Source organism: Halalkaliarchaeum desulfuricum, assembly GCF_002952775.1.
GTDB classification, from domain to species: Archaea; Halobacteriota; Halobacteria; order Halobacteriales; family Haloferacaceae; genus Halalkaliarchaeum; species Halalkaliarchaeum desulfuricum.
In genome coordinates this window covers 1,358,978-1,381,532 of record NZ_CP025066.1, presented here as the reverse complement: position 1 = coordinate 1,381,532, position 22,555 = coordinate 1,358,978, and the positions used below count along the sequence as shown (strand labels likewise).

Sequence of the window (22,555 nt, the reverse complement as noted above, 5' to 3'; positions counted from 1 at the left end):
ACAGTCTCACGCGTTTTCGGACGTCAATAGAGCATCCGGCGACGGTACCGTTATAAGGAATTAACCCTTTCCCAGCATGACATGCAACCAAAAACTAGACGATCATTGCTCCGGGGTATCGGCGTGACCGGAATTGCGCTTGCTGGCTTCAGTAGCGGAACAGTAACTGCCAGTCACGATCCGGACGAATTCCGTATCGAGTTCAACAAACAAACGCGCCGCCTGGACGTCGAAGAACCGAGCGTGCTCGTCGCCAGCGCGCATCTCCCCGAGAGCGGCTTCGTCATGGTGCATGAAACACACGATCACGACATGGGGAACATGTCGGATTCGGGCTGTCCGGACATGCACGAAATCTACGGCGACACCGACATCCTCGATCCCGGCCACTATGGAGGAATAACGGTACCTCTGGATAAGAGTCCTGATGAGGCAGGTACCGAGGAACTGGTAGCGATGATCCATGAGGTGGACAATGGCGACGACAAGATTTGTCCACCAGAGATCCGCCAGAAAGCCGATGTTAGATTCATTGAGGCAGATCGGTCTCGATAGCGCCGACGCCAGATTTCTACTGGAGCCGTTCAGTTCGAACGCCAGATCCTTTCCGAATGTGTTCGCTGGTGACGGATCCCGTGCGTCCGGACGTCGATCCAACTCTGTCACGGTGTGCGTTCGAAGAGCGGGGTTGCCCCGCGGAGACCGCTGTTATCGAACGTTTTGCGAGAAGTCCGAGCGAACCCAGTGAGAGATGAGCCAAGGTAAAAAAGAGAAGTTGTCATACCGATAGCGAGGGCCGGAGGCCCGAGCTATCGGCTTTTTTGGTCGAGCTTTTTTGGCGGGGGTCGAGCGAAGCGCGCGGCTCTGCCGCGCGCGAGCGAGGCCCCCGCCAAAAAAGGTCGAGGGAAAAGAATTTGCGACCGCCGGAAGGAGTGACCGTCATGAAAGTGCACGTCGGAGCGGGCGCGACCGACGAGGAGGCGGAAGCGATCGCCGCCGCCCTCGCGGAACATCTCGCCGTCGAGATCGAGGTCCATGTCGGTGACGAACAGGAGCCGACGGCCACGGCGACCCCGCCGGAAACGGAGTATCCCCTCGAGGACGACCTCGGTCCGACGGAGCGGGAGGCCGCCCTGCGCGAGGAGATCGAAGATATCTTCGAAGGGGGGCCCGAGAAGTACCGGGACCGTCTCCCCGAACAGGGCAAACTGTTCGTCCGCGACCGGCTGGAGCTGTGGTTCGGCGAGGAGGACGGACCGGTCGTAACCGAGGCCGACAACGGAGGTGACGGCGAGGCGCCGACCGGCCTCAGATTCGAGGACGGCAAGTTCGCACACTTCGACGCGTGGCATCCGAACAGCCCGGAGGTCGAGGAGCACGACGAGGGGAACAGACTCCCCGCGGACGGGCTCATAACCGGCGCAGCCACCTTCGAGGAGCGGGACCTCCACTTCATGGCCAACGACTTCACCGTCAAGGCCGGCTCGATGGCGGCCCACGGGGTCGAGAAGTTCCTCCGGATGCAACAGCGGGCGCTCAAGACCGGCAAACCCGTGCTGTATCTGATGGACTCCTCGGGCGGGCGGATCGACCAGCAGACCGGATTCTTCGCCAACCGCGAGGGGATCGGGAAGTACTACTACAACCACTCGATGCTGTCCGGCCGGGTCCCCCAGATCTGCGTGCTGTACGGCCCCTGTATCGCGGGGGCCGCCTACACGCCGGTGTTCGCCGACTTCACGATCATGGTCGAGGGGATGTCCGCGATGGCGATCGCCTCCCCCCGGATGGTGAAGATGGTGACCGGCGAGGAGATCGACCTGGAGGAACTGGGCGGCCCGGCGGTCCACGCCCGCCACTCCGGCTCGGCGGATCTCGTCGCCCGCGACGAGGCGCACGCCCGGGAACTGGTCGCGAACCTGATCTCGTATCTCCCGGATAAGGCCGGCGAGAAGCCGCCGCGATCGGAGCCGACGCCGCCCCGGTACAGCCCCGACGGTATAGACGAACTGGTGCCCGCAGAGCCCAACCGGCCGTACGACGTCCACGACCTGATCGAGCGGATCGTCGACGCCGAATCCGTTCTGGAGCTGCGGCCCGACTACGGCAGCGAGATCGTCACTGCCCTCGCCCGGATCGACGGCCGCCCGGTCGGCGTCGTCGCCAATCAGCCCACCGAGCGCTCGGGGGCGATCTTTCCCGACTCCGCGAGCAAGGCCGCGGAGTTCATCTGGACCTGCGACGCCTACGAGATCCCCCTGCTGTATTTGTGTGACACGCCGGGATTCATGGCCGGCTCGCAGGTGGAGAAGGACGGGATCCTCGAAGAGGGCAAGAAGTTCATCTACGCCACCGCCGCGGCGTCGGTTCCCCAGCAGACCGTGATCGTTCGGAAAGCGTACGGCGCCGGGATCTACGCGATGGGCGGGCCGGCGTACGACCCCGAGAGCGTGATCGGCCTCCCGTCGGGCGAGATAGCCATCATGGGGCCCGAGGCGGCGATCAACGCGGTGTACGCCCGAAAACTCGACGAAATCGACGATCCGGAGGAACGCGAGCGCCGCGAACGCGAACTCAGAGAGGAGTACCGACGGGATATCGACGTCCATCGAATGGCGAGCGAGGTCGTCATCGACGAGATCGTGCCGCCCTCGGCGCTCAGGGACGAACTCGTCGCTCGGTTCGACTTCTACGCGGATATCGAGAAGGATGTCCCCGACAAGAAACACGGGACAATCCTTTGAACTATTTCGAGGGCAGCGCTCACCGGTCGGCGTCGCCGGCTCCCTTTGCGACCCCGTCTGCGCGTTCGGCGACGTCGACCAGCCGGACCCAGCTGTTGATCCCGGCACGTAACGCGACCAGATCGCTCGCGTCGACGGTCACCTCGACGGTTCGATCCGTCCGGGCGACGGTTGCGCCGGCCCGATCGTCGTCGAGTTCGTCCTGTTCGACCACCACGGCGTCGGCGACGAGTCTCGCGGCCTCCTCGTCGGGGTAGACGAACGACAGCGTCGCAGAATGAATGTCGGTCACGCGGTTCATCCCCCGGTTTGCGGCGGTGTGTTCGAGGTTACTCGACGTCGACTTCCTGGATGCCGCCACCGCGCTCCTTCAACAGCACGCGGTGACCACAATACGGACAGCGGACGCCGCCGTATTCGTCGAGTTCGACGTCCCGTTTGCAGCGGGAACACTTGTACGCCATCGTTACTCCTCGTCGTCTTCGTCGCTGGACAGCGCGGCCCGGATCGAACGTTTGACCTGTGTTCCGCCGGGCGTCTCGGGGCGGTAGGCCCCGCCGGTGAACGTCTCGCCGGTCTCCTCGTCGACCCAGATACCTGTACCGATCCGTTTTACGTCGTTGCCGTCGACGGTCGCAGAGCGCATCTCGTCTTCGATGTCGCGAACGCGAACGCGGGAGACGCGCCCGTATCGCGCGCCGAAGCGCCCGGCGCTGCCGACCGATCGGGCCTTCTGTTTAGCCATACAGTTCGATATCGGCAGCGCGCGTAAAAACTTGTTGAGTCGGCCGGAGCGTGTCATCGGCTATCGAGCGGGTCCGACGCGGATATATTCGAGACACAGAACGGTGGTTTTAATCCCTGGAACGAGCGATGGCGAGTATGGTCGAAGCCATCGCCGTCGCGAGCGGGAAAGGGGGGACCGGAAAGACCACGAGCACTCTCGCGCTCGGGATGGCGCTCGCCGCCGACTACGACGTGACGGTCGTCGACGCGGACACCGGGATGGCGAACCTGTTGTTTCACGCGGGGCTGGACGACGTCGAGGTGACGCTCCACGACCTGCTGATCGAGGGAACTGGGACCGACGTGCGGGAGGCGACCTACGACCGGTTCGGGATGCGGGTCGTGCCCTGCGGGACGAGCCTCGCGGCGTTCGAGCGCGCCGATCCGGCCCGCCTTCGGGACGTCGTCGCCGAACTCGGGGGCGAAACCGACGTACTCCTGCTGGACTCGCCAGCGGCGCTGGGGTCGAAATCCGCGGTGCTTCCGCTGGTGCTTGCCGACCGGATCGTCGTCGTCCTTCAGCCGACGGTTCCGTCGCTGTCGGACGGGCTCAAGGCTCAAGAGTACGCCCGCTCGTACGGAACGGAGACGGCGGGGATCCTCTTCAACAGGGTTCGGGGAGAACTCGGGGACATCGCCGGGAAGGCCGAACGCTACTTCGGCGGCACCACGCTTTCGGCGATTCCCGAAAGCGACGCGGTCAGGGGGGCTCGCCGTGCCGGGAAACCCCTCCTCGCACACGCGCCCGGTTCGGCCGCCGCAAACGCCTATCGGGAGGCAGCGGACGCGCTCGAACCCCGGACGGGGCGGGCTGACGACGTCGCTGCCCGGTTCACGAGCGCCGTCGTCCCGGAGACGCACTGACAGCACCCGACTCGATCGCCATGACTCCCCCGACGCTCGATAGATCACGCGGGCTCCACGTTCCACAGGGTGAGCTGCTCAGCTCCCGGGTCGTCACCGATCTCGGTGTCTCCCTCCGGCGAGCACTCGAGGAAGCACTCACCGGATACGTCCTCCTGGAACCGCAGGAGACGCTGTTGCTCGACGGCGACGTCCACGGCGTGCTCACGCTCGAGGACGGCGTCCCGACGCTCGTGTACGATGTCGCCGCCGACGAACGGGGATCCCGGGCGCTCGCCCGGCTCGCTGATCCGGGACCCTACCGAGTCGAACGGTACGCGACCGATCCGGAGGCGATCAGCTCGCTCCACGGGGCCGACGGCGCCGACGCCTTCCGCGTCCCGCCGGGTGCCCCGGCGGAACAGCTGGCCAGGGACGCCGACCTCGCTGGGGCGACCCGACGACAGGCACCCGACGTCGGGGAGTCGGACGGGAAAGCGGATCCGCTCGAGTCGTTTCTGGCCGACGAGGAGCGCGTGGCGGCGATCCAGGAGGAAGCGCGGGCGGAGGCGAAACGTCGAGCCGACGAGTGGGGGTTCACCGAGGAGTTCGCAGACGACCGGTAGTTCGGTCGACTCACTCGAAGATGACCACGACCACCTCCACCGTCGCTTGGTCGTCCGGTGTAGCGAGTCGCAGTTCGAACCCCGCCGCGAGCACCGCGGTCTCTCCGGCCCGCTCCTGAACGACGACGTTGTCGATCAGCTCACAGGGGCCGAACGAGCGCATCGGGCCGGACGGGCAGGTCCCCTCCCGCCACGTCGCGGCCGGCTCCGCACCGTTGACGATCTCGATCACCACGCCCTCGGCGTGTCCCAGCCGTTCGATCGTGTCGATGTCGTCGTCGAGCACGTCCTGGAACGCGTCGACCCCGGCCTCCCGCCGATCCCAGTCGTACTCGCCATCGATCTCCACGCTGGCGTGTTCGACCGCCCGCTCCAGCGATCGTTCGGCGTCGGCGAGCTCGGTAGCCGGTTCGACGTCGGTGCCGACGTCGCCGTGATAGCCGAGCTGCAGGTACGCAAACGCCATCGGAACCAGCGCCAGCGCGATCACGGCCGCCGCGACGAGCACCAACTGTCCGCGTTCGTCCGGGGAAATCCCCCCGACTCGGTGTTCGTCTGTCATCCGTACCACACCCACAGCTCGACTTCTCCGTGTCTGGTCGTCACAGCCGCGTATCCAACGGGAACGCCGCGAGGGCGTTCCTGACCGACAGCGCCGTAGGCTTCGTCCGGCCCCGACACGTTCACTCGATAGAACACGTTGTCCGGAAGGATCAGGCCGACACGCCGCTCGAGTGCGTCCCGTTCGCGATCGAAGCCGGACGCCGACCTGGTGAGTTCGGTGAGCCGCGTCTCGCCGACGTGTCGCGGTGGTTCGTTTTCCAGGACGGTCACCGTGTCCGTCGCGTACCGGTCCAGCTGTGCGGTGTCGGCTCCCGCCGCAGGCACGCCGATCCCGAAAGTGACGGCGACCCCGAACACGAATACGACCCCGACGATCGCCTCGATCAGCGTGATAGACAGCTGTCCCCGGTGTGACCCGGATCCCCTCCGTCGATCGTGTCCCATCCGGGGCCGCTCACCTCTCGGCACCGACGGTCACCTCCAGATGCGCTTTCGCCGTCGTCTCCGGCGTCGCGGTTATCGCCACAGTGCCGTCCGAGCCCTCCGCCTGGACGGTCACCCGCAGTGTCGCAGTCCAGGGGACCGACGCCGTTGCGGTTCCCTCGAGCCCGCCCGGATCGTACAGGAGGACGCGGTCGTTGACCCGGATCGTCGACACGCTGGTGTCGTTTTCGGGCTCGACGGTCACCTGGAGCTCGTCCGTCCGACGAGGCACCGTCACGGCTTCGTCCTCCTCGAGATCGAGTCGGTACGTCCGTTCGTCGTCCGCGGCGAGGACGACGAGGCGTTCGACCCTCGTTCCGCCCGTTGGTTCACCCCGCTCGAGCAGCGTCCGATCGTCGATCCGGATCCGGAACGGGCGGTCCTCGATCCCGGGTGCTAGCGACTCGACATCGGTCACCGAGAGCGCCTCGATTTCGTTCCGATCGAGCACGTTCTCCCGACGGACGTGGGGGGCATCCGACGAGACGAGACGGTCGGCGAGGTCCGTCGCTACGTTCCGTTCTGCCGGCTCGCGCTCGGCGGCTGCAAGCGATCCGTGCGCTATCGCGATCGCCGTTCCGGCGGCCCCAACGAGCAGGAGCAGCGCGACAGCGAGGCTCACCATGTTGGCCTGCCCCCGGACCGGTTCAGTCGACCCCCCTCGGCCGTCGGGTCCGGGCGTCATCGGTTCACCAGCCGGATCGTCACGCCGATCGTCTCTCCGTCCCCGTGGGTGGTCTCTTCGCCCCGTTCGGCCTCGATCACGAGTATCGTTTCCGCCCCGCTTCGCCAGGTTCCGGTGACGTCCGTCACCGACGCCGGAACCGCGAGTTCCGCTGCCGTCTCGATCTCCGTTTCCGGATGCTCGAGCCGCAGCGTGGTCCCGTCGGCGGTCACTCTGTAGTTTCCGGAGGCGATCCGAGGGGGCAGATCCACCCGCCGTTCCATCTCCAGCCCGTAACGTTCGGTGCCCTGTCGATCGGGCGGGGCCGCCCGTTCGATCTCGTCGCTTGCGGCCACGAGAACCCTGTCGGCGACCTCCTCGCCGGCGGCGCGCTCGTAGGTGGGGGCGATCCCGGCGTGCAACGTCGTCGTGAGCAGGCCAACGAAAAGCACCACGATGGCCGCCTCGAGGGTCTTACCGACGACCGCGGTTGTCGCCCGGTCTGTTCGCTCCCGCCGTCGGTGCAACCCTTTCGACGGGGCCGGATCAGTCATGGAACACCTCGAGTTCGACGTCGTGAATCACGACGTAGCCCGTTCGCTCTCCCTCGAACCGTCCCACGACGCTGGGCTCGTCGTCTCCCTCGAACGTCTCGACCGATGTGGACGCCCCCTGTCGTTCGAACTCCCGTCCCCAGGCGTCGGGCGTCGTGGTCTCGACCGCGACGGCGTACTCGCCGTCGCCGAGTTCGGTGCGGTCGTGCGAGACGGTCGTCCGGAGCGTGAGCGTCGAGGCTCCGGTGCCGCCGTGCGACACCGATTCGACTGGGTCGATCTCGACGACCCCGACGAGGAACGCCCCCTCGGATGCGGCCACCGGTGGCCCCTCGTGGACACGCGAATATTCCCCTCGGGACTCCACGACAGCACCGCCGAGAGAGATCACCCGGTGGCCGTCTGTTTCGTACACGATCGCGCCGACGTCCCACGTCGAGATCACCTCGTCGTCCTCGATGACGCGGACCGTCCGTTCGGTGGTTCGAAGCGTCCCATCGGTAAACGACAGGCTCGATTCGCGGGTGCCGGTCGCCGTGACCGGTTCGATCCCCTGCTCGAGATCGGTGGCGACCGCGTTCGCGTCCGCGGCGGCGGCGTTCTCCTCGAGTGCGACGCCGATGGTGAGGGTGAGTGCACCGAGGCTGAGTACGGCGATCCCGAGCAACAGCGCCACGCCGACGACCTCCGACTGGGCCCGAACGGAGGAGTTACCGCTTATCGGTTGCCGGCTCATACCGCACCCACTCCCGCGAAGACGAGATAGCAAATACAGACGAGCACACTCGAGTGCAACAGCGCCTCGTACCGGTTGCGGGAGGCGATCCCGGCAAACCAGCCGGACGCGAGCATCGTCGCCTGGGTGACGACGTAAAACCGGAAGCCGTCGCGCTCGGGGTCGATCGTCGCTGGATCGAGCGCGAACCCGGCCGTCCCCGGCGTCGACGAAAGCTGTGTGAACCCGTCGACGATGTACTGGTTGACTGCGACGACGATGCCGACGATGAGCACCGCGGTCGTCCAGCCGACCACCGCGTACACGAGCATCGCCGACCGCAGCGACTGCTTTTCGTGGTACAGCCGACCGATCTCGGATTGCAGGTTCTCGAACACTGTTTCGGTGTCGCTGCCGGCCTCGAGTGCGCCGGTGACGAGCCCGACAGTCTGTTCCCCGAGCGGTGTTCCCACCCGTTCGACGAACCGGTCCAGCGCGGCGGTTCGCCTGTCGGAGGTGCCCTGAAGCGTCCCGCCTGTGGTGACGCCCCGCTCCCGAACGCCCTCGGGAGCGGAGGTGAGTCCGAGGTTGAACCCCAGATCGGCGACGTCGTCGTCGAGCGGCCCGAGATCGACCTCCTTCGAGACGATCCGAACCGCCTCGGGGAACGGTCGTCCCAGCGAGACGTGTCCCGAGACGGCGTGAACGAAGTCGCGGATCTCCCTGTCTTTGGCGTCGTCGAGCCGTGCCCGCCGCAGCGCGACGAACCCGACGGGTAGCCCGTATCCGACGTACCCCGCGAGGAACGCGTTTACTGCCCCGGTTCCAGACTGCGCGGCGACGATCCCGACGGCCATCCCGAGCGGGAGGAAGACGACTGCCGCGCTTGCGGGGTTCCGCCGTGCAGTTTTGAGCGTCGCGATCGCGGCGTTCGGACGGACGTAGCTCGTGTGCTGGTCGTCCGGGCGGACGCTCTCGACGACCAGCACCGCCGCGACGCCGACGAGCAGGATGAACCCGGCGCTCCCGTAGACGGCCAGCGCCCGCATGCTGACGGGACCGACCGGCGTCGACACCCGCTCGGCCAGCCCGGGCGCGAGCACGCTCATCACTGTGAGAACGATGACGAAAAGGGCGGGCAACACGAGCAACACGACGAACAGTTCGGCGAGCAGTTCGAGGTAGCCGGAGGCCCGAGTGCGGGCCCGTTCCTGACGGTGGCTCAACATCCGGCTTTCCATGCGGAGGTAGCTCTCGAGTGCGTCCTCGCCCTGCATCGCGTGTTCGCGGAACTTGAGCAGAAACGGTGCGAGCAACTCTCTGGAGGGCGTGTCACGTGCGACCCGCCGCAATCCGGCGTCGAGGCTCCCGGTGAGTTCCGCGGTGTTGAGCGTTTTCCTGAAGGCGACTGCAGTCTCGCCGTAGGCGTCGTTTCGGGCGGTCCGTCGGAGCATCTCGCGGGCGTCGTCGCTTCCGGAGGAAAGCGAGTGGAGGTACCGAACTGCACCCGGGAGCGTCCGTTCGATGTCGGTTCGGCGGGCGGTCGCCATCCACCGGAGATACAGCCCACCGACCCGGATCGTCGTCACCTTGATCGCGACCGCGAGGACGGCGGCGAATCCGACGGCGATAGAGAGCCGCGAGGCGGCGGTGAACGGCTGTACGCTGGCGATCCGGAGCAGGATCGCATCGACGCCGGCGAGAGTGCGGTCCGGAACAGCAAGGAGGAACCCGACGCCGAGAACGCAGGCGAACGATGCCAGCAGCCACGACAGGGCGTACAGCCGGGACAGGAACACGTCGAAACTGACTCGCAGATCGGTTGCCCGATATCGACGGCGGGCCGTGGCGTGTTTCGTTCCGTCCGCGTGGCGGGCGAACAGCGCGTACAGCGCGCGGTCCAGAATCGACAGTCGCTTGTCGTCGGCATCGACACTCATCGGCCGTCCCCCGGCCGGGAACGACCGGTTGCTGACTCTGTCCCCGAACGTCCGCGGCTCACGCGCTCGACGGTCGCCGCCTCGTCGGCAGTCAGGTCGGCCAGGAAGGAGAACAGTTCGTCGACGTCGGTGACCCCTTCCCGGACCAGATACTCGACGTAGCGGTGTTTCCGGTGGAACTCCCGTTCGACTGCCGACACCGGGCGGTCAGTTCGTTCGGCCAACCGGTGGAAAAACCGGAATCCGACGCGTTCCTCGCCTGGATCTGTCGTCCCGCTTTCCGGTCGGCCGCGGTCGGAGGCGGTCGGTTCTCCAGTTTCGTCTCCCGTCCGGAGGTCCGGGTGGTCGTAGGCGAGTCGGAACTCCCCGTCCGTCGTCCTCCAGGCGACCGTGTTCCAGTGGATTTCGCTTCGTCCCTTCGAGACGGTGCCGGCCCGATCGTCCGGGGTCGTTTCCAGTGCGCTTTCGGGAAGCTCCTCGAACTCCGACGCCGAGAGGAACTCGACGATCCGTCCGACGTACCGCTCGCCGTCGACGTGACGGGGGAACACCACGAGGTCGATCTCGCAGAGCAGATACGACGGGACTCCCTGTTCGATCAGCCGGTTGACCAGCGTCTCGACGTCTTCGGCGTGCAGCGTTCCCAACAGCCCATGGCCCGTGTTCAGCGTCTCAGCAAACGTTTCGAACGACGCCGGCGTGTTGATCTCCGCGATGACCTCGACGTCGGGAGTGAGGTAGTTCGTCTCGGTCATCAACTCCGCCATCGTGACGCGCTTGTACTCGTTTTCGTGTTCCCGGGTCGAAAGCGAGATGCCCGTCTCGTGGGGGAACACGACCTCACGGGAACCCTCGTCGATGCTGATCGGTCGATCGTCGAACCCGACGAAGGACATGTGCGCGTTCAGGAGTGTGGTTTTGCCGGCCCCGGTCGGACCGCAGAACAGCCCGACTCCGTGGTGTTCGTACAGCAGCCACAGCAGCGTAACCAGCTCCGTCGAGAGCGTATCGTTCTCCACGAGATCGACGGGTGTGAGGATGTCAGTCGCCTGTTTTCGGATCGAAACGTGTGGACCGTCCTCGCTGATGACCGGCAGCGCGACCGCACAGCGGACCGTCTGTTCGACGCCGTCGAGGTCGAGGTTCACCTTCGCGCTTGGCGTTGCGGCGTTGAGTTCGGTGCCGTCGTGGGCCGCGAGTTGGGTAACGACGTTGACGAACCGGGTCTCCTCGTCGAACCGGAGGTTCGTCGGCACGCGGTCGCCGCCGACGCTGGCCGACGGGAGCGTTCCCGTCCGCGGGATCACCTTCACCCGTTCGTCGATCCGATTGGCCTCGACGTCCTCGAGATGGGGATCCCGGATCGGTACGGTGAGAATGTCCTGTCCGACGAGATCCCGCAGCACGTAGTACACCAGGTCGTCGAGACGGTCCGGCGCGAACCGGGAATCGACGGGCGGAACCGCCAGGTCGTACGCCGCAAGCGCCGACCGGAGGCGGTATCGGGTGGCATCGAGCCACGCCCGGGTGTTTCGGGCGGTGAGCCGCCGGGAGAGGAACTGTCTGGCCCGTTCCTCGACGAACGATCCGCGATCCTCCAGCACGCGGGTGACATTCGTCTCCCAGATGCGCTGCTTGCACTCCCGAATGAGTTGTTCGTCGCCCGGCAGCAGATCCGGCTCCAGGACGGCGTATTTCGTCGTGAACTGGTCGGAACCGAGGAGATGCTCCCGGTAGATCACGACGTCGACCTCGAACCCCGCGAACTCGACGCTGTAGGTGCCGAGCCGCTCGCCTGCGACGCGTTCGGCGAACCTGGCGTCGCCGGCGTAGCCCGTATGAACCGGCGCGAACCGATCGGTGTGGACGACGAGTTCTGCGTCGTCCCCGACGTCGGCGACCTCGACGCGTCCGTCCAGCGCGACCGGAGTGAGATCGTCGAACAGCCGCAACGCAGAGAGGGCGTGATAGTCGATCCGTCGCCGGGCCGCAGGCGAGACGTCGAGCAGGCGATCGAGCGCCCGTTCGTATTTGGGGGCAAAGCCCCTCCTGGCGCGCTCGATTGCACCCTCCCGCGTCAACGGTCGGCGGTGACTCCCCGCCGAGAAGTACTCCCGGGCGGTCCGGAGGCCGTCGCGGCCGGCGGTCGCAAGCCCCGGTTCGCGGACGTCGTACCGGAACTTTCCGCCGGTCTCCCGGATCGTCGCGACGACGCCCTCGATAACCTCGTACTGGGCGCGGACGTTCGGCGCGTACCACGCGTCTGGACTGTCCGGCGGCTCCGGCGGCGGTACGGTCACAGTTCCGCTTCCGTTCGCGTCCCGTCCGGCGCTCGACGACGATCCCTCGGCTGTGCCCTTAGATCGGGCTTGCGTCCCATCCATCGACAGACCGCTCCGTGGATATTTCGGATTGATTCGTTTCGGTATTTAAGTGTTAGTATCCGGAAATAGAATGTAAAATTAACATCTAATTCGGGGTTCGGCACGCGCTGTTCAGTATAGCCGATAGATCGCGGCCTCGTAGGGTCGCAGATCGACCTCGCGGGGATTTCGGTCGGGATCGAGTTCGTTCGACAGCGCGACCTCGGCGCGATCGAAGTCGATCTCGGCGGGCGTCTCGAAGGTCGGAGTCCCGTCGGTGAAGTTGCAGCAGATCAGGAGTTCGTAGTCCGCCGCCGGAAGCGTCCGCCGGATCGCGTAGATCGCCTCGTCGTCGGGCGAGAGGAGTTCGAAGTCTCCGTACACCAGGACGTCGTCATCGTGCCGGAGGTCGATCAGTTCCCTGTAGTACTCGAGGATCGAGCGATCCCGCTCCCGTTCGCGCTCGACGTTGCACTCCTCGTAGTCGTCCCCGACCGGAATCCAGGGCTCGCCGTCGGTGAAGCCGGCGTGTTTCCCGTCGGTCCACTGCATCGGGGTTCGGGCGTTGTCGCGTCCGAACCGCTCGATCCGGTCTGCGACCTCGGAGAACTCCGCGCCGGCGTTCCGCTTGCGGTCCCAGTAGTTTTGGGCCCACACGTCCCGCAGCTCCGCCGGCGAGTCGAGATCGACGTTCGTCATTCCGATCTCCTCGCCCTGGTACACGAACGGAGTCCCCTTGTGGCCGTGGAGCCACGTCGCGAGCATCGTGGCGGACTCGTAGCGGTAGTTTGGGTCGCCGAACCGGGACAGTCCCCGCGGCTGGTCGTGGTTGGAGTGATAGAGGCTCACCCACGCACCCTCCTCGACGGCGTCTTGCCACTTCGACATGATTGTCTTGAGGTCGGTCAGGTTCCATTCGCTGTATTTCCAGCCGTCTCGATCGAGTTCCACGTGCTCGAAGAAGATCGTCATGTCCAGCGCGTTCGACTTCCGGCCAGTCACGTCCAGCGCAGTCTCGGGGTCGATCTCGACGCATTCACCGACGCTCATGACCTCCTCCCGGTAGTCGCCGAAGCCGTGTTCGGCGAGTTCGTCCAGATATTCGTGCACCCGGGGGCCGTCGACGTACTGGTCGATCCCCACCTGGGTGTCCGCCTGAGGATCCCCGTTCGGGAGCCCCTCGGGCTTCGAGATCAGGTTGATGACGTCGAGCCGGAAGCCGTCGATGCCCTTTTCGAGCCACCAGTTCACCGTCTCGTACAGCTCCTCCCGGACCGTGGGGTTCTCCCAGTTGAGATCCGGCTGTGCCGACGCGAACAGGTGGAGGTAGTACTGCTCCCGTTCGTCGTCGTAGCTCCAGGCCGGGGTGTCGAAGAAGGACTCCCAGTTGTTCGGATAGCTCTCCTTCCCACCCCCTTCCCCTCCGCGGCCGTCCCGCCAGAAGTAGTAGTCCGCATACTCCTCGTCGCCGTCGCGGGACCGCTGGAACCAGACGTGCTGATCGGACGTGTGATTCAACACGAGGTCCATCACGAGGCGGATGTCCCGGTCGTGGAGTTCCTCGAGCAGCCGTTCCCAGTCGTCCATGTCCCCGTACTCCGGGTTGATCGCCCGATAATCTGAGACGTCGTACCCGTTGTCGACCTGCGGTGACTCGTAGACGGGATTGAGCCACACGCAGTCGACGCCGAGATGGTCGAGGTAGTCGACCTTTTCCCTGATGCCCGGGATGTCGCCGATCCCGTCGCCGTCGCTGTCGTTGAAGCTCCGCGGATAAATCTGATAGACCACGGCCTCCTTCCACCACTCCCGAGGCTCGAGTACCCCGTTTGCAGTATCTTTTTGCGTCATACCGGTCGTCACGCTGCCTGCGTCAAAAGACGGCCGGTCGAGAGTGGAACTCTCGATCAGAACAATTTGAGTTTTGCCAACGTCACCGGCCGCTGGATTCATGTAGCTCCCCATCGTCTCCCTCGCTCAGTGACTCGACCGACCGTACTCCTCACCAACGACGACGGCATCGACGCCCCGGGACTCGCCTCGCTGTACGAGGAACTGACCGGAGTCGCCGACGTCACCGTGGTCGCTCCCGCGGAGAACCAAAGCGGCGTCGGCCGGATCCGCAACGGCACAGTGACGGTCGCCGACCATCCCCGGGGGTATCGGGTAACGGGAACTCCAGCCGACTGCGTGGCCTTCGGGCTCGGCGGCGGCGTCGACCGCGAGTTCGACTTCGTCGTGGCGGGCGTCAACGACGGCCCGAACATCGGGAACTACGTCGTTGGACGGTCCGGGACAGTCGGTGCCTGCATCGAGGCTGCCTTTCTCGGAATCCCTGGCATCGCCGTCTCCGCGTATCATTCGCAGGACTATCACTGTTATCCGCCGGAACAATACGCGTTCGATCGTCCAGCCGTCGTCGCACGACAGCTTCTGGAACAGCTTTCGTCGCCGGGGATTCCGTCGGAGCTCGGAGTCTTGAATGTCAACGCTCCAGTCGATATCGCGTCGCCCCCGTTTCGGCTCACTCGCCACGTCATCGATTACGACCAGCGCGTCAATTACGACCCGGGCGATGCGTCGATTCCCGACGGCCACCACGAGTCGATTCCCGACCGGGATGTGAGTCGATCCAACCAGGAGGGAATCGACGTTGATCTCGTCGACAAAACCTGGCCCCACGTCGAGGGATACGAGAACCCCCTCGGGGAGGCGGATCAGTATCGGGATCGCTACCCCGAAGCCAGCGACCGTCGGGCACTCATCGACGGGGCCGTGAGCGTCTCGCCGCTTTCGCCGTCCCTTTCGCCCGTCGAGTCGCCATCCCTTTCCTCGCTTCGCGAGTCGCTCCTCGAGTCGATCGACGGGAGCTGACCTCGAAACGGCGGGCTACTTTTGGGACGGCGGGCGAACGACTCCGTATGCCATCACACGCCACCTGTCGTCGGGAGATCGAATCGCTCCACGCGTTCTTCGTCGACTGGTATACCGGACAGGCCACAGCGAACGCCTACGACCGCGTCGAACGCGCTCTCGGAGCTGACTTCGAGATGGTGACACCTGACGGCGAACGCCGGGAGTACGCAGCCGTCGTTGATGCCATCAGGAACCGTTACGCCGACCGCGAACCCGGAACCTTCGATATCGAGATACGGAACGTCGAAACGCGGTACGCTAACGACGACTGTCGCCTCCTGCGGTACGAGGAATGGCAGGAAACTCCGGACGGAACGACGGGACGGGTGAGTACCGTCCTTTTCGAGGAGGATCCCGACGCGCCGGGTGATGTCGTCTGGCGTGACCTCCACGAGACGTGGCTCGACGGTCCCGATTCGGACCAGGCGTAGCGTCCGTTCCGACCCGGACGTCGATACCGGAATGAGGGGCGCAGCCCGGTCGGGTTTACTCGACCAGATCGAACGCGACTGCCACGTCGCCCTGGTCGGGCGCCGCGGTGGCGAACCGGTACCGCCCCGGCGGGAGATCGGGACACGTAACGAGATCGTCGTGGTGTGCGTGGTAGGCCCCGTCGACGACTCCCTGTTCGGTCATCTCGAAGGTCACCTCGTGGCTCTCCCCGGGGCTCCACGTCCACAGCTCGTCGGTGATCGGCTTCGGAACCCCGTCGGGCCAGCCTCGGGGATCCTGCCACCCCGCCTCGGTATACACGTCGAAGTTGGCCTTGTGGATGTTTCCGGTTTCCTGTTGTGCGCCGCTCACGTTCCGCAGCGTGAACGTCACGTCCTCTCCCCGAGAGACCTCGAGGGAATCGGTCCGAAGCTCGAACACCACCTCCCCGTCTTCGTCAGTCAGGTCGCCCCACTGGAGATCGTCCTCGTCGATCCACCCACTCCGACGCTCGAACTCGTCATCGTCACACACGAGTTCGGGCGGAACCGTCTCCGGATCGTCGTCCGGCCGAACGTATGCGTCGTTTTCTGCCGGATCTGGATCCTGATCCGGGTCCTCGTCCTCAAGACATCCGGCACCCCCGGCGAGAACCGCTCCAGAAGCGGCGAGGACCATCCGTCGGTTCATAGGCGACGATGCGCTATCGGAAAGTAAGTGTCTTGGGGGGAACGAAGCGAGTTGTCCACCGCAACAGGCAGTCGGAGACGTCACTCGTGACCGCTGATCGGGACCGGCTCGTAGGGCTCCTCCAGGTACTGAATATCGCTGTCGCGCAGGTCGATATCGAGTGCCTCGACGGCGTCTTCCAGGTGTTCGATGCTCGATGTGCCAACGATCGGCGCGTCGACGACGTCTTTGTGGAACTGCCAGGCCAGCGCGATCTGGGCCATCTTCACGCCGTTCTCGTCGGCCAGTTCCGCGACCCGGCGGTTGATCTCCTCGCCACCACCCTCGCGGTAGGGTCGCTCCAGCGACGCCTCGTGTTCGCCCCGGGTCGTCGCGTCGTCCTCTTCGTACGGGCGCGCCAGGTACCCCGCCGCCACGGGGCTCCACGGGATCACCCCGACGCCCTCCTTCTCGCATAACGGCAGCATCTCGCGTTCTTCCTCCCGGTAGACCAGGTTGTAGAGGTTCTGCATCGTCGCGAACCGCTCGAGACCCAGCCGATCGCTAGTGTACAGCGCATCGGCGAACTGGTGGGCCCACATCGAGGAGGCGCCGACGTACCGGGTCTGTCCCCGCCGGACGGCGTCGTCGAGCGCCCGGAGCGTCTCCTCGATGGGCGTCTCGTCGTCAAAGCGGTGGATCTGGTAGAGATCGACGGTGTCCATTCCCAGGCGATCCAGCGAGGCGGCGAGCTCCTGTTCGATCGTCTTCCGCGAGAGCCCGCCGGAGTTGGGGTTCGAATCGTCCATCTCGCCGTACACCTTGGTCGCGACGACCATCCGGTCGCGGTCGTAGTCGGCGAGGACATCCCCGAGGATCTCCTCGCTTTCGCCGGTGGAGTAGACGTTCGCGGTGTCGAAGAAGGTCACTCCGAGGTCGATCGCCCGCTCGATCAGCTCCCGGCTCTCCTCGCGGTCGAGCATCCAGTCGTGTCCGCTCCCGAAGCTCATACAGCCGAGACAGATCTTCGAGACGGTCATCCCGGTGTCGCCCAGGGTGGTGTACTCCATGTCTCGGGCTGGGTTGCGGACGACCTTATAAGTGGGCCGGACCGACGGATCGTTCAGCCGTGTTCCGCGAACTCGACGAGAACGCCGCCCGTCGAGCCGGGATGCAGGAAGGCGACCTCGTGACCCCACGCGCCGGGACGCGGCTCCTCGTCGACGAGGTCGATTCCCAGCTCGCGGGCGGTATCGAGCGCGGCTGCGATGTCACCGGTCGCGAACGCGAGGTGGTGGATCCCCGGCCCGTGCCGTTCGAGGTATCGGTCGATGGTTCCACCCTCGTGGGGCTCCAGCAGTTCGAGGTAGCCGTTCCCCAGATCCAGAAAGATCACGTCCATGCCGTCGAACCGTTCCCGGTGGGCGACGGGTGCCCCCAGCAGGTCCCCGAAAAGCGTCTCGAGTTCGTCGGCCTCGCGCGTTGCAATCCCGGCGTGATCGAACTCGGTGTTTCCAACGTCCATGCCCGGGAGGGCGCAGGGAGCCCTCAAAAGACCACTGGCCGCAGAGAGCCCACAAAAGACCACTGGCCGCAGCGCGACTCGCCCGGCGCGAGCGCTTAAGTACCATCCCGGCGAGTTTCGTCCATGCAGCTCTCCAACACCGATTCGATCGCGGGCAGCGAGGTCGCGGAAACACTCGGCGTCGTTCGGGGCAACACCGTCCGCGCCCGGAACGTCGGCCGCGACTTCACGCAGAGCCTCCGCAACATCGCCGGGGGCGAGATGAAAGGCTACACCGAACTGCTCACGGACGCCCGCGAGGAGGCGCTCTCGCGGATGCAACAGGAGGCCGAGGAGCTCGGCGCCGACGCGGTCGTCAACGTCCGGTTCACGACCTCCGGCATCGCCGACACCGGGGCGGAGATCCTCGCATACGGGACCGCCGTGCGGCTGGAGTGAACCACTTTTAAAGGAATAACGGAGTGTCCCAGCTCTTCAGCTCCGCAGCGCGTCGAGGTCGAACTCGAAGGCGGCAACCGGGAGTTCGAGGTCGTGTTCGACCAGTACCTCCGGGTGTAGCTCCCCGATCACGCCCACGCTCTCGCCGTCGATCACGACCGACGCCGCCCGCCCCGGAATGAACGTCGGATGTTCCGTCGGGGTCGTCTCGAGGTCGACGCCGAAGTCGCGTGTGAGTGCTGCGAGGCGACTCTTCGCGTCCTCGTAGGTGGCGTCGTGGCGCGCGAGCACGCCGGCGACGTGGTGGCTCTCGGCCACGTAGGTGTTTTCCCTTTCGTCGTACTCGGCGACGAAGCCGACCTCGGCGAGGTCCTGGGGATACGACCGGTGGGTGTTGTTCTCCAGTACCATCACCAGCGACGGGAGCGCCCATGTCCGCAGCTGCGTGTAGTCCTCGCTGTACGGCTCGGTGATGGTGACGGGCTTGCCGGCGCCGAAGACGGGATCGCAGGTCCCGTCGTCGCCGTCGCCTTCGCTCTCGCCAACAGCCGTAGCCTCGCCGTCGTCCCCGGTACCGGGCTCGATTCGCATTCGGTCGTAGTTCTCCACCCCCGAGATCATGTGGAAATTCAGCATGTCCTCGAAGCCGAGCCCGACCAGCTGCGTCCGGACGGCGTCCTCGAGCCGGGCGCGGTCGTGTCGACCGCCCACCGTCGCGACGTCGGGGTACTGCGGCTCCAGATCGTTGAAGCCGTACGCCCGTCCGACGTCGTCGACGAGGTCCAGCGGGTGGAGCACGTCGACCCGGTACGGCGGGATCTCCACCTCGTAGGTAACCGACTCGCCGAGGGTGTAGGTCGCATCCAGGCCGGACCGTTCGAACAGGTCCACCACCTCCTCGGGCTCGAACTCGACACCCAGCACCGTCTCGATGCGGTCGTGGGTGACCGACTTCGTGTCGACGCTGAAGTCCGGGCGGAGGAGTTCCCGCCCCTCCGCTGGGACGGCGTGATCGGGGGCGTCCTCGGCGTACCGCACCTCGACGTCCTCGATCGTCGCCCCCCGCGCCGACAGCGCGTAACAGACGATGTTGAGCATGTGGTCGATCGTCCACTGGTCGGTGCCGGTCATCTCGACGAACAGCTCCCTGGAGTCGGTGCTCACCTCGGTCCGGCGACCGTTGATCACCGGCGGGAACGAGAACAGCCCGAGCTCGTCGTAGATGGCAGGCATCCGGTCGTAGTCGGCGACGAGATCCGCGTACTCCCGGCCGGTCGGGTGTTCTTCGATCACCTCACCGGGGGTGACTTCGGCATCGAAGTCGAGGGGGACGAACGTGTCGCCGTCGGGGTCGACGCCCCGGTAGGTGATCGACTGACTCGCCCCCTCCCGTTGCGGTGCGCCTTTCAGCATCGCCAGGTCGTGGATCCCGATCGCGCCCTTCGCCCGCTTGCGGCCCATCGTGGCGTGGAGCTTCTCTTGCAGCTGGATGAGCGAATCGAGCGCGTCGTCGTCGAGGTCGACGCCACGGACGACCGCCCCGGTGACGTAGGGACGCTGGTCGGGTGTCGACGTCTCGACCTCGATCGTCCAGTCTGCGTCGTTGGTGTCGGGCACGTGCACGCCGCGGTCGTCGCCGTACTGGTACCGAAGCGATCGGGCGACACCCTCTACTGAGAGACGGTCGAGGCGGTCGGGCGCGAACTCCAGCTGAAACTCCCCGCCTTCGGTTTCGCCTTCAAACTCCAGGCCCAGGTCGAACAGGTCCCGCTTCAGCTCGTCGTCGCTTTTTTCGTCGTGTCCCGTGAGGGTCCGCAGCTCGTCGGGGTCGACGTCGACGACGGGCATCAGTAACTCACCTCCGCGTTCCGGAGGAATTCTACGTCGGTCAAGGTTCCGTGGAGGTCGCGGATGTCCTCGGCGCCGGTGGTGAGCATCGCGAGCCGCTCCAGCGCGAGGCCCCAGGCCATCACGTCACACTCGACGCCCAGAGGTTCGAGCACCTCCCGGCGGAACATCCCGCTGTTGCCGATCTCTATCAGTTCGTCGGTGACGGGGTGTCGTCCGAACAGCTCGAAGGACGGCTCGGTGTAGGGGTTGTAGTGCGGCTTGAACTGAATGTCGGTGATGCCGAACTGCCGGTAGAACTCCTCGAAGGTTCCCATCAGGTCACGGACGGAGAGGTCCTCGGCCATCACCCACCCCTCGATCTGGAAGAACTCCAGCAGATGGGTCGCATCCAGGGTATCGTTGCGGTACACCTTCTCGACGGAGAAGTACCGCTGTGGCGGCTCGAAGTCGACCCGCTGTGGTTCCCCGTCGCCGCCGAACGTGGCGTCGGCGTAGCCGGAAAGGTACCGCATCGAAAGCGACGTCGTGTGACCCCGGAGGTCGACCTCGCGGGCCACCTCTTCGGTCCACGGCGAGTGGTAGCCGTCGCCGTCGTCGTCGACTCCTTCCAGGTGGGCCGATTTCACGTCTGCGACCAGTTCCTCGGGCAGTTCCTGGATCGGCGGCACGTCCAGTGCGAACTGGTCCCAGTGGGTCCGGGCGGGATGGTCCTGGGGCATGAACAGGCAGTCGTTGATCCAGAACTCCGCGTCGGCGTGGGGCCCCTCCATCTCTTGAAAACCCATCCCCACGAGGGTTTCCTTCACGCGTTCGGCGGTGCGCCGGAGGACGTGTTTTCGTCCGCCGTGAATCTCCGGGGCGTCGGCCTCGACGTTGTACTCGGCGAACTCGACGTCGCGCCACTCGCCGCTGGAGAGCATCTCGGGAGTGAGTCGGTCGACGGTTTCGGCGGCCTCGATCCCCTCCATCATGGCGGTGACGCCCTCGTCGGTGAGCGTGACCGTCCGGACGGTGTGTTCGATACGGTCGATCAGGTTTCGCTCTTCGAGTCGATCGAGCACCTCGGGATCGACGTCGACGTCCAGGCCGGCCCCATCACCCGATTCGGCCAGCGTCGCGAGCGCTGCAGCCTCCCTGTCGGCGTCGGGATCTGTGTCGGGGTCGGCGCTGATCTGGCCGTTTTCGACCGTGCCGTACCCCTTCCGGGCGTAGTTGGCCAGCGCGATGTCGACTTCTCCGCCTTCGAGCCCGCTTTCGCCGATGGCCTGTCCCATCGACACCGGGTCGTCGGCCGCGCCGGCGCCGACGGCGGCCCGGTAGAGACGCACTTCCGGGAGGCCGGCGTCGACGTAGTCGGCTCCCTCGTCGGTGAGCGAGATTCGTTCGTCGGTTCGTTCGACGACGTCTAGCAGCCCGTCGTCCTCGAGTTCGAACGCCGCGCCGGTGACAGTCTCGGGTTTCAGCCCCGTCTCCTCGCTTATCGCGTCGATGCTCCGTTCGTCGGTCGCGCTCGCCGCCTCCAGAACGGCGAGCTGTCGTTGGGGGAGTTGCATTCGTGCCGTGTGTGTCGTGTCGGTATCGTCAGTTATCCGTTCCGAATCTCCGAGCGGGTTCCGTCGGAAACCCGGCGTGCCTGGGTCGCGCTCGACGGGCGACCGCTCCGACCGGTTTCACCGCCCCGACCGCGGGGGCGGATCCGCCGGACGTTCAGGCGAAAACAAAGCCGAACCCGGCGGCTGGCGCTTCGCTGGCGAGCACGTCGGTGGCGGGTTCGGATGCCATGTAGCTTCCATTCAGGTCGACAGTAATAGGTGTTTTCGTGGGTGCGAAACCTGTTGGCGACTCGAACGTCGAGCCGGAACTGTGCGCACCCAATTCAGGCGTTGTCGGGCAGGATGTCCGCGTTCATGACAACCATGCGGTACTCGCCGGGGTCCACCGTCGCCGTCGCCTGTGCCGTTGCGGTGGCCTCCTGTGAGACACTGCCGGGGACCGCCTCGAAGCCTTCCTCCTCTTCAGACATGATCTCGAACTGATCGGGTTCGAGAACGTACGCGTTGACGCCTCCCTCCTCCACGTCGACCTGGTACTCCATTTCCGATTCGAGGTTGATCGTGAACTCCCACCAGACGTACTCGTTCGGTTCGAGTTCGTCGCGCTCGCCGTCGATGAGCGTCTGTTCGTCGTCGCCGTCCGGATCGCGAACCAGAAGCGTCGTCTCGACGGTTGCCGGATCGCGCCCCTCGAGACAGCCCGCGAGCCCGCCGAGAGCTGCACCCCCGAGGAACCCCGCGTACTGCCGCCGGGAAACCGGTATCGATACGGCACTGACTGTTGGATCTTCAGTCATTGTCTGCCCCTACGTGAAGCGTCGCGCCCGCCGTATTTGGGCGTGCAAGACGATTCTCGGCGAACGACAATGTCCTCCCTAATTAATGGTTA

The 22,555-nt window shown here is 65.6% G+C and carries 24 protein-coding genes; 7 read left to right on the top strand and 17 right to left on the bottom strand.

Annotation, left to right across the window (positions count from 1 at the left end):
- The first annotated feature begins 81 nt into the window (after positions 1-81).
- Entirely contained in the window at positions 82-555 is a 474-nt protein-coding gene (locus AArcSl_RS06835; protein ID WP_119816823.1) for a DUF7282 domain-containing protein, read from the top strand.
- Positions 556-941: 386 nt separating this feature from the next.
- Positions 942-2,744 carry an acyl-CoA carboxylase subunit beta gene (locus AArcSl_RS06830; protein ID WP_119816820.1) on the top strand — a complete coding sequence of 601 codons (1,803 nt, stop codon included), beginning with the start codon at positions 942-944 and terminating at the stop codon, positions 2,742-2,744.
- A gap of 19 nt (positions 2,745-2,763) precedes the next feature.
- On the opposite strand, the gene AArcSl_RS06825 is transcribed toward AArcSl_RS06830, so the two are convergent.
- The 3 genes from AArcSl_RS06825 to AArcSl_RS06815 are packed head-to-tail and all read right to left on the bottom strand — an operon-like array spanning position 2,764 to position 3,489.
- Positions 2,764-3,045 carry a KEOPS complex subunit Pcc1 gene (locus AArcSl_RS06825; protein WP_394337322.1) on the bottom strand — a complete coding sequence of 94 codons (282 nt, stop codon included), beginning with the start codon at positions 3,043-3,045 and terminating at the stop codon, positions 2,764-2,766.
- A gap of 28 nt (positions 3,046-3,073) precedes the next feature.
- Entirely contained in the window at positions 3,074-3,208 is a 135-nt protein-coding gene (locus AArcSl_RS06820; protein WP_119816817.1) for a DNA-directed RNA polymerase subunit P, read from the bottom strand.
- A 2-nt stretch (positions 3,209-3,210) separates the two neighbouring features.
- Positions 3,211-3,489, bottom strand: a complete 279-nt coding sequence (locus tag AArcSl_RS06815) for an eL43 family ribosomal protein (protein WP_119816814.1) — start codon at positions 3,487-3,489, stop codon at positions 3,211-3,213.
- A 137-nt stretch (positions 3,490-3,626) separates the two neighbouring features.
- Between AArcSl_RS06815 and AArcSl_RS06810 the strand changes: the two genes are divergently transcribed.
- Positions 3,627-4,394: a nucleotide-binding protein gene (locus tag AArcSl_RS06810; protein ID WP_119816811.1), complete on the top strand. Its 768-nt coding sequence runs from the start codon at positions 3,627-3,629 to the stop codon at positions 4,392-4,394.
- A 20-nt stretch (positions 4,395-4,414) separates the two neighbouring features.
- Entirely contained in the window at positions 4,415-4,999 is a 585-nt protein-coding gene (locus AArcSl_RS06805; protein WP_119816808.1) for a hypothetical protein, read from the top strand.
- Positions 5,000-5,009: 10 nt separating this feature from the next.
- On the opposite strand, the gene AArcSl_RS06800 is transcribed toward AArcSl_RS06805, so the two are convergent.
- From AArcSl_RS06800 to AArcSl_RS06765, 8 genes are all read right to left on the bottom strand, one after another.
- On the bottom strand, positions 5,010-5,561 hold the full coding sequence (locus AArcSl_RS06800) for a DUF7261 family protein (RefSeq protein ID WP_119816805.1): 552 nt from the start codon (positions 5,559-5,561) through the stop codon (positions 5,010-5,012).
- Complete coding sequence (locus AArcSl_RS06795) at positions 5,558-6,007, bottom strand: DUF7262 family protein (protein WP_119816802.1); 450 nt, start codon at positions 6,005-6,007, stop codon at positions 5,558-5,560. The genes AArcSl_RS06800 and AArcSl_RS06795 overlap by 4 nt, the downstream gene beginning before the upstream one ends.
- A 10-nt stretch (positions 6,008-6,017) precedes the next feature.
- Entirely contained in the window at positions 6,018-6,731 is a 714-nt protein-coding gene (locus AArcSl_RS06790; RefSeq protein ID WP_133412136.1) for a DUF7263 family protein, read from the bottom strand.
- Positions 6,728-7,264 (bottom strand): DUF7266 family protein, encoded by a 537-nt coding sequence (locus tag AArcSl_RS06785; protein ID WP_193588507.1) that lies wholly within the window; start codon positions 7,262-7,264, stop codon positions 6,728-6,730. The genes AArcSl_RS06790 and AArcSl_RS06785 overlap by 4 nt, the downstream gene beginning before the upstream one ends.
- A complete protein-coding gene (locus AArcSl_RS06780) occupies positions 7,257-8,000 on the bottom strand; it encodes a DUF7289 family protein (RefSeq protein WP_119816797.1) in 744 nt (247 codons plus the stop codon). Before AArcSl_RS06780 ends, AArcSl_RS06785 begins: the two co-directional genes overlap by 8 nt.
- Positions 7,997-9,919 (bottom strand): type II secretion system F family protein, encoded by a 1,923-nt coding sequence (locus tag AArcSl_RS06775; protein ID WP_119816794.1) that lies wholly within the window; start codon positions 9,917-9,919, stop codon positions 7,997-7,999. The genes AArcSl_RS06780 and AArcSl_RS06775 overlap by 4 nt, the downstream gene beginning before the upstream one ends.
- Complete coding sequence (locus AArcSl_RS06770; RefSeq protein ID WP_119816791.1) at positions 9,916-12,303, bottom strand: type II/IV secretion system ATPase subunit; 2,388 nt, start codon at positions 12,301-12,303, stop codon at positions 9,916-9,918. Before AArcSl_RS06770 ends, AArcSl_RS06775 begins: the two co-directional genes overlap by 4 nt.
- Positions 12,304-12,414: 111 nt before the next feature.
- Positions 12,415-14,133: a glycoside hydrolase family 13 protein gene (locus tag AArcSl_RS06765; protein WP_119816788.1), complete on the bottom strand. Its 1,719-nt coding sequence runs from the start codon at positions 14,131-14,133 to the stop codon at positions 12,415-12,417.
- Positions 14,134-14,262: 129 nt separating this feature from the next.
- On the opposite strand from AArcSl_RS06765, the gene surE reads away from it, so the two are divergent.
- Both surE and AArcSl_RS06755 read left to right on the top strand, forming a co-directional pair.
- Entirely contained in the window at positions 14,263-15,156 is an 894-nt protein-coding gene (gene surE / locus AArcSl_RS06760; protein WP_119816785.1) for a 5'/3'-nucleotidase SurE, read from the top strand.
- Between the two features lie 47 nt (positions 15,157-15,203).
- Complete coding sequence (locus AArcSl_RS06755; RefSeq protein ID WP_119816782.1) at positions 15,204-15,629, top strand: DUF4440 domain-containing protein; 426 nt, start codon at positions 15,204-15,206, stop codon at positions 15,627-15,629.
- Between the two features lie 55 nt (positions 15,630-15,684).
- On the opposite strand, the gene AArcSl_RS06750 is transcribed toward AArcSl_RS06755, so the two are convergent.
- From AArcSl_RS06750 to mce, 3 genes are all read right to left on the bottom strand, one after another.
- The gene (locus AArcSl_RS06750) at positions 15,685-16,320 is read right to left on the bottom strand and encodes a cupredoxin domain-containing protein (RefSeq protein WP_119816777.1); all 636 of its coding nucleotides are present in this window, start codon (positions 16,318-16,320) and stop codon (positions 15,685-15,687) included.
- A gap of 80 nt (positions 16,321-16,400) precedes the next feature.
- A complete protein-coding gene (locus AArcSl_RS06745; protein WP_119816774.1) occupies positions 16,401-17,369 on the bottom strand; it encodes an aldo/keto reductase in 969 nt (322 codons plus the stop codon).
- Between the two features lie 53 nt (positions 17,370-17,422).
- Positions 17,423-17,824: a methylmalonyl-CoA epimerase gene (gene mce, locus AArcSl_RS06740; protein ID WP_119816772.1), complete on the bottom strand. Its 402-nt coding sequence runs from the start codon at positions 17,822-17,824 to the stop codon at positions 17,423-17,425.
- Between the two features lie 123 nt (positions 17,825-17,947).
- On the opposite strand from mce, the gene AArcSl_RS06735 reads away from it, so the two are divergent.
- On the top strand, positions 17,948-18,262 hold the full coding sequence (locus AArcSl_RS06735) for a YbjQ family protein (protein ID WP_119816769.1): 315 nt from the start codon (positions 17,948-17,950) through the stop codon (positions 18,260-18,262).
- A 36-nt stretch (positions 18,263-18,298) separates the two neighbouring features.
- On the opposite strand, the gene pheT is transcribed toward AArcSl_RS06735, so the two are convergent.
- From pheT to AArcSl_RS06720, 3 genes are all read right to left on the bottom strand, one after another.
- On the bottom strand, positions 18,299-20,110 hold the full coding sequence (pheT, locus tag AArcSl_RS06730; RefSeq protein ID WP_119816766.1) for a phenylalanine--tRNA ligase subunit beta: 1,812 nt from the start codon (positions 20,108-20,110) through the stop codon (positions 18,299-18,301).
- Positions 20,110-21,666, bottom strand: coding sequence for a phenylalanine--tRNA ligase subunit alpha (pheS, locus tag AArcSl_RS06725; protein ID WP_119816763.1), 1,557 nt, complete (start codon positions 21,664-21,666; stop codon positions 20,110-20,112). The genes pheT and pheS overlap by 1 nt, the downstream gene beginning before the upstream one ends.
- A 323-nt stretch (positions 21,667-21,989) precedes the next feature.
- The gene (locus AArcSl_RS06720; RefSeq protein WP_119816760.1) at positions 21,990-22,463 is read right to left on the bottom strand and encodes a hypothetical protein; all 474 of its coding nucleotides are present in this window, start codon (positions 22,461-22,463) and stop codon (positions 21,990-21,992) included.
- Positions 22,464-22,555: the final 92 nt, after the last annotated feature.